The sequence below is a fragment of the Clostridium sp. 29_15 genome, assembly GCF_001916075.1.
GTDB lineage: Bacteria > Bacillota > Clostridia > Clostridiales > Clostridiaceae > Clostridium > Clostridium lentum.
Genome location: NZ_MNRT01000022.1, coordinates 83,260 through 98,191, shown reverse-complemented (window position 1 = coordinate 98,191; position 14,932 = coordinate 83,260). Strand labels below are relative to the sequence as shown.

The 14,932-nt window shown below is 29.1% G+C and carries 14 protein-coding genes; 11 read left to right on the top strand and 3 right to left on the bottom strand.

Annotated elements, in window-relative coordinates:
* The first annotated feature begins 7 nt into the window (after nucleotides 1-7).
* Entirely contained in the window at nucleotides 8-514 is a 507-nt protein-coding gene (locus BHW04_RS04375; protein WP_022212897.1) for a shikimate kinase, read from the top strand.
* 40 nt (nucleotides 515-554) lie between these two features.
* On the opposite strand, the gene BHW04_RS04370 is transcribed toward BHW04_RS04375, so the two are convergent.
* Nucleotides 555-1,568 carry an AraC family transcriptional regulator gene (locus BHW04_RS04370; protein ID WP_302699022.1) on the bottom strand — a complete coding sequence of 338 codons (1,014 nt, stop codon included), beginning with the start codon at nucleotides 1,566-1,568 and terminating at the stop codon, nucleotides 555-557.
* A gap of 285 nt (nucleotides 1,569-1,853) precedes the next feature.
* On the opposite strand from BHW04_RS04370, the gene BHW04_RS04365 reads away from it, so the two are divergent.
* The 10 genes from BHW04_RS04365 (at nucleotide 1,854) to BHW04_RS04320 (ending at nucleotide 13,001) form a co-directional block, all read left to right on the top strand.
* Nucleotides 1,854-3,047: an MFS transporter gene (locus BHW04_RS04365; protein ID WP_302632250.1), complete on the top strand. Its 1,194-nt coding sequence runs from the start codon at nucleotides 1,854-1,856 to the stop codon at nucleotides 3,045-3,047.
* A gap of 97 nt (nucleotides 3,048-3,144) precedes the next feature.
* Nucleotides 3,145-3,594 (top strand): type II 3-dehydroquinate dehydratase, encoded by a 450-nt coding sequence (gene aroQ / locus BHW04_RS04360; protein ID WP_022168655.1) that lies wholly within the window; start codon nucleotides 3,145-3,147, stop codon nucleotides 3,592-3,594.
* 41 nt (nucleotides 3,595-3,635) lie between these two features.
* The gene (locus BHW04_RS04355) at nucleotides 3,636-4,505 is read left to right on the top strand and encodes a shikimate dehydrogenase (RefSeq protein WP_022168656.1); all 870 of its coding nucleotides are present in this window, start codon (nucleotides 3,636-3,638) and stop codon (nucleotides 4,503-4,505) included.
* A gap of 122 nt (nucleotides 4,506-4,627) precedes the next feature.
* Complete coding sequence (locus tag BHW04_RS04350) at nucleotides 4,628-5,107, top strand: TRAP transporter small permease (protein ID WP_302699020.1); 480 nt, start codon at nucleotides 4,628-4,630, stop codon at nucleotides 5,105-5,107.
* 3 nt (nucleotides 5,108-5,110) lie between these two features.
* Complete coding sequence (locus tag BHW04_RS04345; protein ID WP_302632246.1) at nucleotides 5,111-6,400, top strand: TRAP transporter large permease; 1,290 nt, start codon at nucleotides 5,111-5,113, stop codon at nucleotides 6,398-6,400.
* A gap of 15 nt (nucleotides 6,401-6,415) precedes the next feature.
* The gene (locus BHW04_RS04340) at nucleotides 6,416-7,429 is read left to right on the top strand and encodes a TRAP transporter substrate-binding protein (RefSeq protein ID WP_302632245.1); all 1,014 of its coding nucleotides are present in this window, start codon (nucleotides 6,416-6,418) and stop codon (nucleotides 7,427-7,429) included.
* Between the two features lie 481 nt (nucleotides 7,430-7,910).
* Entirely contained in the window at nucleotides 7,911-9,914 is a 2,004-nt protein-coding gene (locus BHW04_RS04335) for an oxidoreductase (protein ID WP_302699019.1), read from the top strand.
* Nucleotides 9,915-10,045: 131 nt separating this feature from the next.
* On the top strand, nucleotides 10,046-10,942 hold the full coding sequence (locus BHW04_RS04330; protein ID WP_022212905.1) for a LysR family transcriptional regulator: 897 nt from the start codon (nucleotides 10,046-10,048) through the stop codon (nucleotides 10,940-10,942).
* 191 nt (nucleotides 10,943-11,133) lie between these two features.
* Nucleotides 11,134-12,156, top strand: coding sequence for a 3-deoxy-7-phosphoheptulonate synthase (gene aroF / locus BHW04_RS04325; RefSeq protein WP_022212906.1), 1,023 nt, complete (start codon nucleotides 11,134-11,136; stop codon nucleotides 12,154-12,156).
* Nucleotides 12,157-12,167: 11 nt separating this feature from the next.
* A complete protein-coding gene (locus BHW04_RS04320) occupies nucleotides 12,168-13,001 on the top strand; it encodes a prephenate dehydrogenase (protein WP_302699016.1) in 834 nt (277 codons plus the stop codon).
* A gap of 104 nt (nucleotides 13,002-13,105) precedes the next feature.
* Here BHW04_RS04320 and BHW04_RS04315 read toward each other — a convergent pair whose 3' ends face one another.
* A complete protein-coding gene (locus tag BHW04_RS04315) occupies nucleotides 13,106-13,663 on the bottom strand; it encodes a class IV adenylate cyclase (RefSeq protein WP_302623442.1) in 558 nt (185 codons plus the stop codon).
* A 14-nt stretch (nucleotides 13,664-13,677) separates the two neighbouring features.
* A complete protein-coding gene (locus BHW04_RS04310; protein ID WP_302699014.1) occupies nucleotides 13,678-14,892 on the bottom strand; it encodes a 5'-3' exonuclease in 1,215 nt (404 codons plus the stop codon).
* Between the last annotated feature and the right edge of the window lie 40 nt (nucleotides 14,893-14,932).

Sequence of the window (14,932 nt, the reverse complement as noted above, 5' to 3'; positions counted from 1 at the left end):
TAAGTAAATGAATAATAAAGAAAAGAATATAGTCTTAATAGGATTAACAGGCTGTGGAAAGACCACTGTAGGAAAGATGCTTGCACAGAAGATTAATTATGATTTTATAGATATGGATGATTTTATAATTGAGTCCACAGGTAAGACAGTACCTGAACTTTTTGCTGTAAGTGAAGAATATTTTAGAAGTTGTGAAACAAAGGCTTGCAAAGCTTTAAGTAATAAAAGAAAAACAGTAATAGCTTCTGGTGGTGGTGCTGTTAAAAAGCAAGAAAATATGAAAGCATTTCATGATAATTCTATAATAATATTTTTAGATAGACCTGTAGATAATATTGTAGGTGATGTTGAGATAAAAAATAGACCACTTTTGGTAAATGGCCCAAATATTCTTTATAGATTACATGATGAAAGATATGATTTATATAAAAATCAATGTCATTATAGAGTTGAAAATGATAAAACATTAGATGAATTGGTTAATACTATAATTACTATAATTAATAATGAATAAAATAAAAAAAATGAAATGGAAGCTAATTTGTGAGCTTCCATTAATTTTTTCTTGCTAATATGGACATTGCTTTTTGCAAAATTTCATTTTCTTCTTTGATTTTTTCAAAATCTTTCTTTAATTCATGAACTTCTTTTAAGGAATTATCAATATTTATATTAATACAACTAGTACTAGAATCATCAACAAAATTATAATTATTCTTTTTATTATGAAATTCTCTATATTCAGTAGGGGAACAGTTTACTCTGTTAGTAAAAATATTGGTGAAGTGCGTTGGATTATCATATCCAACTTTTCTTGCAATAGATACTAAAGATTCAGTGCTATTTATAAGCATAAGCTTGGCATCGCAAATTCTTAAATCAATGGCATAGTTTATTGGAGAAACACCATATTCTTTAGTAAAAGAATGACTTATATGACCAGTGCTTATATGAAAAACCTCAGAAAGTTTCTTTAAGGTTATTTTTTCAGTATAATGCTCACTTATATATACAAGTACATCTCTTATAAATGAAGAGTGATTATTTTCAGATGATTCTTCTTCATGAGGAATTAAATGATAAAGAGTTGAAGTTAATGAAGTGGCTAAAATATCACAAACACCATGAGAAATAGAATTATTATTTAAGCAAAGATTATATATTTCCTTAAATGTATTTTTTATAAAATCCTCATGAATTCCAGCATTCATTATATGAAATGTTTTATTAGGTAAAAGCATAACATCTTCAGTATTATAAGTAATTTTGTAATTACCTATAATACATGTCCAAGCATCAGCAGGATAATCTTTATCAGAAGTTATGGAATGAAGAACACCTTTTTCCATAATAAGAATTTGACCTTTTTCCAATGTGAATGTATTCATATCTACGGTATACTCAGCTTTTCCATTGGCAATATACACTATTTCAGTAGCATTTTTATGTAAGTGATAATTATATACCCAACCAGGATTATTAAAATTATGACAAAGTCTTAAAAGTTTTGGTTGTTTATTGTCTTCAAATATATTGTTATCTTTTGGTGTAAAGTCATAAGAAAACATAAAAAATACTCTCCTAAATTATTAATTTTCAAGACAATTATATAATTAAACTTCTATATATTACAATAAAATTATAGAAAAAAGCAAGATAATATAGCTTAAAATCATAAAAACCCCTTGAAATCGTAGTTAAATCATTAACAAATAGCAAGATAATTTTTTAACAATATAATATAATTAGTGTTCAAAATTTTAAATTAATAATATAATAACTACATAAGATGACAGAAGAATTATAAAGTAAATTGTTAAAAAATATACATTCAATTGAGAAGGGGAATAAAAATGAAAGAGCAAAATAAATCAATGAAAAGTTTGTATCCAACAGCTTTTGTACTATATTTAAGTTTCTTTGTACATGGTTTTGGTGCAGCAATATTATCACAAAATACTAAATCATTTCAAGCTTTATGGAATACTGATGCAGCAGGAGTACTTTATGTAATATCTGCATTAGGTATAGGAAGATTAATTACATATCCTTTTTCAGGAGCAATTTCAGATAAGTTTGGTAGAAGACTTACTGTTATTATAGGGTGTTTAGTGTATATAGGATTCTTTGGGGGAATATTATTGGCACCAAATACAACAGTAGCTTTCTTTGTGGCAATTCTAGCTGGTGTAGCTAATGGATTCTTAGATTCAGGAGTACTTCCTGCAGTTATGGAAATATTGGTGCAATCATCAGGGCTTGCAAGTATTTTATCAAAGTTATGTATAGCAATAGCACAATATATTTTACCAGTAATGGTTACTTTCTGGGCATCTAATGGATTATGGTTTGGATGGACATTTGTAATTTGTATAGTATTATTAGCAATTATATCATTATTATTAACTAAGCTTCCTTTTGCAACTGTAGGAGAAGCTAAAGCAGAAACAGCAGCAGATGTTGTACAAGTTAAATCTAATTTTTGGATTGAAGGAGTAGCTTTAATTATAATGGGATATACAGCTACAGCAACTTTCCAAGTATTTTTAAATATAAATAAAGATTATGGAATGACATTCTTAAATATGACAGAAGCAGCAGCAGGTAAGATTGGATCAAACTATGCATTAGGTTCAATATTTGCAGTATTACTAAATGTTGTTTTAGTTAAATGGATTAAACCAGTTAGAATGATAGTAGTATATCCAGCATTATCATTAGCAACATTATTATGGATGTATTTTGTACCAAGTCCAATAGTAGCACAAATAGGAGGTTTCCTAATTGGTGCAACATGTGCTGGTGGAGTGTTACAATTTTTAGTTTCTGTAATGTCTGACCTTTTCCCAGCTTCAAAAGCTAAAGCTGTAAGTATGATTATGATAGCAGGTGCATTATGTGCATTCAGTATAACTGCTATAGCAGGAACAGTAACTAGCAAATTTGGTGTTCAATACACATTATTAGTATCAGCAGTATTAGCTGTAGTTAGTATAATAGCATCAATAGTAGTTAATATAAGGTATAATATGTTAATGAATAAATAAAAAAGATTGAAATTTCACTTCCTTATGATAATCTTAAGGAAGTTGAATTTTTAGATAAAACACAAAGTATATATAGACAAAGAGAGGATGAATTATAATGAAAAAAGTAATGTTATTACATGGTGTTAATCATAATATGTTTGGTAAAAGAGATCCAAAGCAATATGGAACAATAACTTTAGATGGAATTAATAAAAAAGTTGATGATTTAGCAAAGGAATTAGATATAGAAGTTACAAACTTCCAAACTAATAATGAAGGTGAATTTGTTGATAAAATTCATGAAGCATATTTAGAAGGATATGATGGAGTTATGTTAAATGCTGGTGCATGGACTCATTACAGCCATGCTATAGGAGATGCACTTAGAATGTTAGAGTGCCCAGTTATTGAATTACACATGTCAAATGTACATGCTAGAGAAGAATTCAGACATCACTCAGTTATATCACCAATAGCTTCAGGAATAATAGTTGGTCTTGGTTCATCAGTTTACACTTTAGGACTAAGAGCTTTTGATGATATATTTAGAGGAAATAATGACTAATTAAATTTATTTAATACTTTTATATTAAGGAGATTAAAGTAATGGAAAAGAGAATTACAGGACATACTGAGTTAATAGGGCTTATGGCTTATCCAATACGTCATTCAAGTTCACCAGCAATGCATAATGCAGCATTTGCTAAATTAGGATTAGATTATGCATACTTAGCATTTGAAGTAGATAATGATTCTTTAGAAGGGGCTGTTCAAGGAATAAGATCTTTAAAATTAGTTGGATCTAATGTTTCTATGCCAAATAAGACAGTTGTACACAAATATTTAGATAAATTATCTCCAGCAGCTGAAATGTGTGGTGCTGTTAATACAATAGTAAATGAAGATGGTGTATTAACTGGTCATATAACAGATGGTACAGGATATATGATGTCTTTAAAAGATAATGGTGTAGATGTTATTGGTAAGAAAATGACAATAGTAGGAGCAGGGGGAGCTGCTACTGCAATAGAAATACAAGCAGCTTTAGATGGAGTTGCAGAAATTTCTATATTTAATAGAAAAGATGAATTTTGGGCAAACGCAGAAGAAACTGTAAGAAAAATCAATGAAAAAACTAATTGTAAAGCACAATTATTTGATTTAGCAGATTTAGATAAGTTAAAAGAAGAAATAGCAAGCAGCTATCTTTTCACTAATGCTACAGGGATGGGAATGAAGCCGTTAGAAGGACAAACTTATATTCCAGATAAATCATTCTTAAGACCAGATCTTATTGTTTCAGATGTTGTTTACTATCCAAGAGAAACTGAATTGTTAAGAATGGCTAAAGAAGTTGGATGTAAAACTATGAATGGTCTTGGTATGATGTTATTCCAAGGAGCTGCAGCATTTAAGATGTGGACAGGAGAAGACATGCCAATAGAATATATGAAAGAAAAACTAGATATTAAATAATAATGTTTAGAAGGGTTGTTATTAAACTGACTTTTTTAGGAAGTTTTTTTTAACAACTCTTTTGTCAATGAATGAAATAATATGGTAATATTACAAAAGAAAAGTAAAGGAGAATAACAGTTATGAAGATAATTAAATGGTTAGATGATAACTTTGAAGAGTTTATTCTAGTTATTCTTTTATTAGCCATGACTTTAATAATGGGTATACAGGTATTTACTAGATATTTATTAGGTAATTCATTAGCTTGGTCGGAAGAAATAACTAGATATTTATTTATATGGTCAGGGTTCATTAGTGTAAGTTATTGCACAAAAAAATGTATATCTATAAAAATAGAACAATTTATATCTATCTTTCCTAAGAGAGGAAAAGCAATGATTAAGTTAGTAAATCATACAATAGAAATAATATTTTTCTTATTTTTAATTCCATATGCTTATATTTATTTAAAATCAGCCGTAGTTAGTGGACAAACAAGTCCTGCTTGTGGTATTCCAATGTATTATATACAGGCTGCACCATTATTTAGTTTTATACTAGTCTCTATAAGGATTATACAAAGATGGATAGAAGAATTAAAATTTATTAGGGAGGTTTAGTATATGATGACAGGGGTTATATTTTTAATATTCTTTATATGTTTGATGATAGCAATACCAATATCAATATCTTTAGGAATTGTATCAATATTACCAGGTATACTAGATTCTTCATTTACAGTAAGTGCTAAGTATATAGTTAGATCTATGTTTGGAGGTTTGGATAGCTTTCCTCTTTTAGCAGTGCCAATGTTTATATTCTCTGGAATATTGATGGCTAGAGGAGGAATATCAAAAAGGCTTTTTAATGTTTTTTCTTATTTTTTAGGAAAATTTACGGCAGGTATTCCATGTGCAGTAATTGTAACCTGCTTATTTTATGGTGCCATATCAGGCTCAGCACCTGCAACAGTAGCAGCTGTTGGAAGTATGACTATTCCGTTTTTGTGTGAACTTGGGTATGATAAAAAATTTGCTACAGCTATTGTTGCAGTGGCAGGAGGGTTAGGGGTTATTATTCCACCTAGTATACCATTTATAATGTATGGGACAACAACAGGAGAATCTGTAAGTGATTTATTTATGGCAGGAATAATTCCAGGAGTAATTATTGCAGCTTTATTAATGATATATTCAATTGTATATTGTAAGAAGTATGGAGAAGATAGAGAAAAAATTAATAAAGTAACAGGTGAATTAAGAAAAAATGGTTTGTTTAAGTTATTAAAGGAAAGCTTTTTTGCTTTATTATCACCTATAATTATTTTAGGATGTATTTATTCAGGAGTGGCTTCACCAACAGAAGCAGCTGTTATATCTGTATTTTATGCATTAATTCTTAGTGTTTTTATATATAAAAGTATTGAGATTAAAGAGATATTTGATGTTTGTGTTGAAACCATAAGGACTTTTGCGCCAATATTATTTATTTTAGCAACATCAGTTGCTTTTTCAAGAGTTTTAACATTAATGCAGGTGCCACAGATTGTAAGTGAATGGATATTAACTAATTTTAGTAATAAAATAATTATATTATTAGTTATAAATTTAGTGTTATTGGCAGTTGGAATGGTTATGGACACCACTCCAGCAATTCTTATATTAACACCTATATTATTACCAATAGTTACCGCTATAGGTGTAAATACAATTCAATTTGGAGTAATTATGATTGTAAATTTAGCTATAGGTTTTATTACACCACCAATAGGAATTAATCTTTTTGTGGCAAGCTCCTTAACTGATGTGCCAGTTATGGATATAGCTAAAAAATCTATTCCTATGATTATTTGTTTCTTAATTGCATTATTATTATTTACATTTATACCATCAATAAGTTTAATGCTGTTATAAAAATGGAGGTATGTCATGAGGAAAAGAAGCAAAAGAAAAATATTATGTTTTTTACTTGGAATGATACTAACTGTATGTTTAACAGGATGCAGTACAGCATCAAAAAATGAACAGGTACAAACATATGCATGGCCAATTGCTACAGCAAGCCCAGAAGACACTGTAACGCAGATATTAGCAGAAAAATTTGCAGAAGAAGTAGATAGGCTTAGTGAAGGAAAAATGCGTATAGAAGTATATTCTAATAGTATATTAGGTGGAGATAGAGAACTTTTAGAAAGTTGCAAGGATGGAGATATCCCCTTTGTAGTTCAAAATACAGCACCACAGGTTTCTTTTATTAAAGAAGCAGCAATATTTGATTTACCTTGTGCATTTTCAGATATCAGTGAAGTTAGAAGCGTAGTTGATAATAAGGAGTTTTTATCAATTATGAAGAAGGCTTATAGAAATTCAGGATATGAACTTATGGGATATGCTGATCAAGGTTTTAGAGTTATGTCTACTAATAAGCTCATAGAAGATATAAGTGATTTTAAGGGCCAAAAGATTAGAACAATGGAAAATACTAATCATATAGAGTTTTGGAAGGCTATAAGAGCAAGTGCTACACCAATGACTTTCAGTGAAGTTTATATAGGACTTCAACAAAATACTATAGATGCACAAGAAAATCCTTATGAAGTAATTGTATCTAATAAATTGTATGAGCAACAGAAATATATTGTTGAAACCAATCATTTAGCACATTTAATATCATTAATAGTTAGTGAAGAGTTTTATAAAGAATTAACTAAAGAGCAAAGGGAAATAATAGATGCTGCATCGGAAGCAGCTATTAAATATGCAAGAGAATCTTCTGATGTAAGAGTATCTGAAAAAATAGATGTTATTAAAGAGAGTGGAACAGAGATAATAAAAGTTTCTGATGAGCTAAGAAATAAAATGCTAAATGCCAGTGAAGAAATTTATAATAGTATTAGAAATATAGTTGGTGGTGAATTAGTGGATTTATATATTGAGAAATAGTTTTTATAAATATTAAAAATATTTATAAAAAGAGAAGATTGAAAAAAGAAAAATTAAATTTTTAACATATAAATTAATAATAAATGCATTAAATTCTAAATGATTAAAAAAATGTAAGAAGAATAATGATAGTAATATCATATAGAAAATATTTATTAAAATATATAAAAAAAATATATTTTAACTTGAAAAAGGGGAGTGGTAAGTTTTAGCTACTCCTATTTTTATTGTTATTATAAGAATAAAATGAAATTGGTAATTTATAGATAAAAATTAGGTGTTAATAAATAATCTATAGAATATATCTATAAATAATGTGCTTAATATCAATTGGAATAGTGATGAAAGGTACAATATAATAAATATAACGTTAAATAATTAACGTGATTAAAATAACAATTATTTCAATGAAGAAATTAATGATTTAGCAATATTTATAAGCAAAGATAATGATAAATAAATTTATAGTTAGGAGATATATATGAATAATTACAAAAACCTTTTAAGTCCTATAACAATTAAACATATGACAGTAAGAAATAGAGTAGCAATGCCTCCTATGGGAACAAATTATGGTGGAGCTATGGGAGATTTTACTGATGAGCATATAACATATTATGAAAAAAGAGCAGAAGGTGGAACAGGTCTTATTATAGTTGAAAATGCTTGTGTAGACTTTCCTTTAGGATCAAACGGTACAACTCAAATAAGATTAGATCATGATAGATATATTCCAAATTTATTTAAATTAACAGAAAGGTTACATAGACAGGGTGCGTCTGTAGCTATTCAAATTAATCATTCAGGTGCTTCAGCAGTTCCAGGTAGAATAGAGGGAAATACTCCAGTATCATCTTCTAATATACCATCAAAAACTGGAGGGGCAGTGCCAAGACCTTTAGAAATAGAAGAAATACATGCAATAGTACATAAATATGCAGAAGCTGCTAAGAGAGCTCAAATTGCAGGTTTTGATGCTGTTGAAATTCATGGTGGACATTCATATTTACTATGTCAATTCTTATCACTTGTGTATAATAAAAGAACTGATGAATTTGGTGGAAGTGTTGAAAATAGAACTAGATTTGCAAGATTAGTTTTAAAAGCTGTAAGAGAAGCTGTAGGACCAATGTTTCCAATAAGTTTTAGATTTAGTGCGGAAGAGTTAGTTGAAGGTGGAAATACATTAGAAGATTCTTTAGAAATGCTAGAATATTTACAAGAAGATGCAGATATTTTAAATGTATCAGCAGCTTTAAATGATTCACTTCAATATCAAATAGATGCTAACTATTTAGAAGATGGATGGCGTTCATACATGGCTAAGGCTGTAAAAGAAAAGTATCCAGAAAAAGTAGTTATAACATCAGGAAATATAAGAAATCCTAAGATTGCTGAAAGAATAATTGAAGAAGGACATGCAGATATGGTGGCTATAGGACGTGGACTTATAGCAGAACCACAATGGGTTAATAAGGTTAAAAGTGGAAGAGAAGATGAATTAAGAAAATGTATATCTTGTAATATTGCTTGTTCAGGACATAGAATTGGATTAAATAGACCTGTAAGATGTACAGTTAATCCAAGTGTAATATTTGGAGATACTCATAAAGAATTAAAAGTAAACAAGGCTACTAATGTGGTAGTTATAGGTGGAGGAACAGCTGGACTTGAAGCAGCTTGTACTGCTGCAGAAGTAGGATGTACTACATTCTTATTTGAAGCTAAGCCATACTTAGGAGGATTAGCAAGAGAAATAGCAAAACTTCCAGCTAAAGATAGAATAAATGATTTCCCAGATTATTTAATAAACAGAGCTAAAAAATTAAAGAATTTATATATATTCACTAATACTACTGCAACGATAGAAGCAATAGAAAATTTAAAACCAGATGTAGTGGTAAATGCTACAGGTTCAAACCCTCTATTACCTCCAATTACTGGATTACACAACGTAGTTGATAAAGAAAATGAAAAAGTAATGTCTATCTTTGGATTTATAAAAAATATTAAAGAATTCGAAGCAATGAAATTAGAAGGTAAGAAGATTGGTGTAATTGGTGGAGGAGCTGTTGGGCTTGATGTTGTTGAATATTTTGCTAATAAAGGTGCTCGTGTAACAATTGTTGAAAGAATGCCAGCAGTAGGAAATGGATTAGATTTTATAAGTAAGATAGATTTCTTATCTATGTTAAAGAAAAAAGAAGTTGACGTAAGAGTTGACACTTCATTATTAGAAGTTAAGCCAAATAGTTTTATTATTAATAAAGATGGTGTAGATGAGGAATTAGAATTTGATTTTGGATTTGTATGTTTAGGAATGAGAGCTTATTCACCATTAATGAATGAATTAGAAGAAAAATTTGCTTCTAATGGAGTAGAAGTTGTTAATATTGGTGATAGTGTAAGAGCTAGAAGAATTATTGAAGGTGTTGATGAAGGTAGAAATATAACAGATACACTAAAGAGAATAGGAAGATTATAAGATATAGTTATAAGCTGATGTAAAATTAATATTTTACATTGGCTTATTTTTATTAATATATAATGGATTAAAAAGTGCTATAATTTCAGATATAATAAATATTTATTTATATTTTATAGGTGGAGAAAAAGATGAATTTAAATTATTTAAGATATTTTAGAGTATTAGCCAAAATGGAGCATTATACTAAAGCTGCAGAAGAGCTAGCAATAACTCAACCCAGTTTAAGTCATGCAATGTCAACTTTAGAAAAAGAACTTGGCACATATCTTTTTGAAAAAGATGGAAGGAATATTAAACTTACTAAATATGGAAAAATATATTATGAATATGTAGAGAGAGCATTAGGAGAATTAGAAGAAGGCGAAAAAAGAATTAAAGAGCTAATAGGTATAGGAACTGGTAGCGTAGAATTGGGATATATATTTACTTTAGGACCTGAATTTGTACCTAAGTTGGTAAATGGCTTTATAAATGAAGAAGGAAATTCAAAAGTTAAATTTACTTTTGGACAAGGAACTACATCCTGTTTATTAAAGGATTTAAAAAGTGAAAAATATGATATAGTATTTTCATCTATAGCTAAAGATGAAGAAGAAATAGAGTTTGCACCTATAATGGAAGAGGAGTTAGTAGTGATAGTAGATAAAGACCATGTTTTGGCCAGTAAGAGTTCGGTAGATTTAGCAGAGATAAGTGAATATCCATTTATTGCTTTTGGTAATAAAAGTGGAATAAGACAGATAATCGATGGATTATTTAAAGCTGTTGATAATAAGCCTAATATCATTTGTGAAGTGGAAGAAAATAATGCCATTGCTGGATTGGTGGAAGTTAAATATGGTATATCAATAGTTCCTAAAATTACAGCACTAAAATACTTTAATGTGAAGATATTGCCAATATCTAATCCACAGCATAAAAGGTATATTTATATGGCTACTTTAAAAAATAAATATCAAAGTCCAACAATGAAGATGTTTAAAAAGTATGTTGAAGAGTTTTGTAGAAAAAATAGTCTTGGATAAAAATATAACTTAAAAAAATTCCTATGCTAAAAAATACATTATATTATGGAAAAATAGGTATTTACTAATGTGAAAATATATAATTAGCATATTTTTTATGCTAAAATATATACAATAATGGTAGAAGAATTTTAGTATGAGACGAAAAATTTAGCTGAAATTATAAAATAGATGTAGTTGGAGGTAAGTATATGATCGTAGTAATGAGGCCCACAGTAAGAGAAGATACTATTAATTTTGTAAAAAGTAATTTAGAGAAATATGGCGTAGAAGTCAATGTATCTAAGGGAGGTACATATTGTATTTTAGGATTAGTAGGAGATTCTTCTAAAATAGATTCAGATAAGATTTTAACTTTTGAAGGCGTAGAAAAAGTATTAAAAGTACAAGATCCATTTAAAAAGGCTAATAGATTATTTAAGCCTGATGACAGTATAATAAATGTAAATGGCACTTTAATTGGTGGAGGAAATCTTGGCGTAATGGCAGGTCCTTGTTCAGTGGAAAGTGAAGAACAAATTTTAGAGATAGCTAGAGCAGTTAAGAACTCAGGGGCTAATTTCTTAAGAGGAGGGGCTTTTAAGCCAAGAACATCACCTTATAGTTTCCAAGGCCTTGAACTTGAAGGGTTAAAACTTTTAGAAATTGCTAAAAAAGAAACAGGGTTAAATATAGTAACAGAAATAATGTCTACAGATTATATTGATGAATTTGTTGATAGAGTTGATGTGATTCAAGTTGGAGCAAGAAATATGCAAAACTTCGATTTATTAAAGCAATTAGGTAAGACTAATAAGCCAATACTTCTTAAGAGAGGAATTGCTGCAACTATTGAAGAATGGTTAATGTCTGCTGAGTATATCATGGCTGGTGGAAATGAGAATGTAATTCTTTGTGAAAGAGGAATAAGAACTTATGAAAATTACACAAGAAATACTTTAGATTTAAGTGCAATTCCTGTAGTGAAAAGATTATCACATTTACCAATAATAGTTGACCCAAGTCATGCTGCTGGATACTGGTATTTAGTTGAGCCTCTTGCTAAGGCTGCCATAGCTGTTGGAGCAGATGGACTTATGATAGAAGTTCATAATAATCCACAATGTGCATTAAGTGACGGACAACAATCAATTAAGCCAGCTGCTTTTGATGAACTTATGAAGAAGGTAAAAGTAATAGCAGAAATGGAAGGGAAAAAACTTGTTTTTTTATGAAGAGAGAGTTTATGAAAATAGTAATAGTAGGGTTAGGGGTTATTGGTGGTAGCTATGCCATGGCATTGAAAAATGCTGGGTATGAAGAGGTTTATGGTATAGATACTAATATTGAAACATTAAAAAAAGCTAAAGAAATAGGCATAATTAAAGAAGGATATGTTGAAGGAAAAGAAGTAATTAAGGAAGCAGATATTATTATTTTAGGCATATATCCTAATTTAATCAAAAGATTTATAGAAGATAATAAGCATAATTTTAAAGATGGAGCTATAATAAATGATGTTACAGGTATTAAGGAATTGTTTATTGATGAAGTATTAAGTATATTGCCAGAAAATATTGATTTTGTCTTTGGTCATCCCATGGCTGGAAGAGAAAAAAAGGGTATAGAATATGCTAGTGATGAGGTTTTTAAAGGAGCTAATTATTTAATTACCATAACTGAAAAGAATAAAGAATCTAACATTGAGATAATAGAAAAGATTGTTTATGATTTAGGATTTAGTCATATTAAGGTGATAACGCCTAAATACCATGATGAAATGATAAGTTTTACCAGTCAGCTTCCTCATGCATTGGCTGTTGCTCTTATTAATAGCGATGAAGAAGGAAGAGATACAGGAAGTTTTATTGGTGATAGCTATAGAGACTTAACGAGAATTGCCAATATTAATGAAGGATTATGGAGTCAATTATTTTTAGGAAATAAGAATAATTTATTAAAATCTATGAAAGCTTTTGAGGTAGAATTCAATAAGATACTTAAATGTATAGAAGATGAAGATAAGGAAGCGTTGGAGAAATTATTTATTAAGTCATCTAAAAGAAGAGAAAAATTATAAAATAAAAAAACTATGGTCTTTCCATAGTTTTTTATATTTTTAGGAGGATATTTGCTTACACTATAGAATATTCAAAGAATCATATAAATATGAAAAAATTTATTTTATCTGCCTGGTGTTGAACTGGTGATTCCTCTTTCTGCTAGAATATCATAAATTGTTTGTGAAGTAGTATCAGCTAGTGTATATCCAAGAGCAGTAACTACTTTTTCTAAGTTTTCAATAGAATCAGTTTCTATTTCAATATAGGGGAAAGGACAAAAGTTCTTATCATTAATATCTATTTCTACAAGAGAATTTTCTAATTTATAACTTTCTCTATATTTTTTTATAGATTCTTTAAGTTCTAAACCTAGGGATAAGAAGATTCTTCTAGACATTTCAGCATCCATAACTATGGTTTCATTTTCCTCCATAACTTTAAATGTATCTTGGCTTAGCATTTTTTTTGTTGTCATAAAGATTGTTTCTTTATTAGTAAGTCTATCAGTTATAGTTCTTATTCTTGCATATCCTTTAGCTTGCAGTAATCTTCCATCAGAAAAATCATAAATCTCATTTACTTGATCTTCTGACTTTACTTTTACACCACCTAGAGCTAATAATTTTGATCTTATATCTTCTACATCAATATCAACAATTCTTGTTTCTAATTCTTTCATAAATTTCTCCTATACTATATAAGTGTTTTAATTTCTAAATCTAATAATCTATTTTTAAGCTCAGTATAATCTATATTTAGCTTAATATCATCAAGATTAACTTGGGCTATTGATTCAATATCAGTTTTTATAGTAGCTAGCTCTTTACTCATGAAAGCAGATTCTTTAGCACATAATTGTATACCAAATACTTCTTCATTTTTTAGCTTTTCTATATCTTCAGCATTAGAAAGTCTTATAGGGAATTTTAATTTTCCTAGCTTTTCTTCAAATAAAGGTTGTAAAGTAGTATCTTCTTCAGTAACTTCATCAAAAATAGCATTATAATTAATTTTATCACCATTTCCTAAGGCAATTACACCATCAGCTAGCATATAAGAAATTGGAGAACGACCAATACCTAAGCTTTCCTTGAAGAATTTCTTAAGTTCTTTTTCTTCTTTAGCACTTAAATTTTCAATTGTTTCATAGATAGCTTCAATAGTTCCATATTCTTGTAGTAGTGGAATAACAGCTTTCTCACCAACGCCTTTTACACCAGGGATATTATCAGAAGTATCTCCACAAAGAGCTTTATATTCAACTATTTGATATGGCTCTAATCCTTTTATATCTTTTAAGGTTGAAAGAGTAAATTCAAAGAAGCCATCAGGTACGTTAAATTCTTGTCTGTTTAAATTTAAATCTTCAAACATCTTATCAGCTTTGCTGCTACCTAGCCATACTCTAGTGTTGCTGTCGACTAATTGAAGATAATCTTCGTCTTTTGTGTGAAGAAAGACAGGAATTTCAGTTTGAAATCTTTTTGCCAGTGAGCCAGCAAAGTCATCAGCTTCATAAACTTCTTCATCATCTCTTCCACTTAAGAATTGAGGTATTATTCCTTGAAGAAGGTTTTGTGTACTAATAAACTGTTCTTTTAATGGATGAGGAGTTGCTTTTCTTGTACCTTTATATGTACCACCAGCAATTTCTTGTCTGAAAGTTTGTCTTGAAACATCCCATACTACAGCTAAGTGAGTAGGTTGGTTTTTCTTAATTAAAGATAAAAGCGTTCTCATGAAAGGAAATACACCGTTAGTATATCTTCCATCAGAAGTTTTCATAAGCCTTTCTAAGGCCTTTTCTTTATCTTCATCAGTCTTGGCCATTAAGTAAGCAGTAGCAGTGGCATAAAAGCTAGTGCTTAGCAAACTGCTACCATCTATAATAAGTAATTTTTCAGTCATAATATACTCCTTATACAATAGTTTTTTTATTATAAGTATA

Excerpts from the sequence above, each read along its gene's own strand:
- BHW04_RS04375 (WP_022212897.1), top strand. The coding sequence starts at position 8 with ATGAATAATAAAGAAAAGAATATAGTCTTAATAGGATTAACAGGCTGT.
- BHW04_RS04370 (WP_302699022.1), bottom strand. The coding sequence starts at position 1,568 with ATGTTTTCTTATGACTTTACACCAAAAGATAACAATATATTTGAAGAC.
- BHW04_RS04365 (WP_302632250.1), top strand. The coding sequence starts at position 1,854 with ATGAAAGAGCAAAATAAATCAATGAAAAGTTTGTATCCAACAGCTTTT.
- aroQ (WP_022168655.1), top strand. The coding sequence starts at position 3,145 with ATGAAAAAAGTAATGTTATTACATGGTGTTAATCATAATATGTTTGGT.
- BHW04_RS04355 (WP_022168656.1), top strand. The coding sequence starts at position 3,636 with ATGGAAAAGAGAATTACAGGACATACTGAGTTAATAGGGCTTATGGCT.
- BHW04_RS04350 (WP_302699020.1), top strand. The coding sequence starts at position 4,628 with ATGAAGATAATTAAATGGTTAGATGATAACTTTGAAGAGTTTATTCTA.
- BHW04_RS04345 (WP_302632246.1), top strand. The coding sequence starts at position 5,111 with ATGATGACAGGGGTTATATTTTTAATATTCTTTATATGTTTGATGATA.
- BHW04_RS04340 (WP_302632245.1), top strand. The coding sequence starts at position 6,416 with ATGAGGAAAAGAAGCAAAAGAAAAATATTATGTTTTTTACTTGGAATG.
- BHW04_RS04335 (WP_302699019.1), top strand. The coding sequence starts at position 7,911 with ATGAATAATTACAAAAACCTTTTAAGTCCTATAACAATTAAACATATG.
- BHW04_RS04330 (WP_022212905.1), top strand. The coding sequence starts at position 10,046 with ATGAATTTAAATTATTTAAGATATTTTAGAGTATTAGCCAAAATGGAG.
- aroF (WP_022212906.1), top strand. The coding sequence starts at position 11,134 with ATGATCGTAGTAATGAGGCCCACAGTAAGAGAAGATACTATTAATTTT.
- BHW04_RS04320 (WP_302699016.1), top strand. The coding sequence starts at position 12,168 with ATGAAAATAGTAATAGTAGGGTTAGGGGTTATTGGTGGTAGCTATGCC.
- BHW04_RS04315 (WP_302623442.1), bottom strand. The coding sequence starts at position 13,663 with ATGAAAGAATTAGAAACAAGAATTGTTGATATTGATGTAGAAGATATA.
- BHW04_RS04310 (WP_302699014.1), bottom strand. The coding sequence starts at position 14,892 with ATGACTGAAAAATTACTTATTATAGATGGTAGCAGTTTGCTAAGCACT.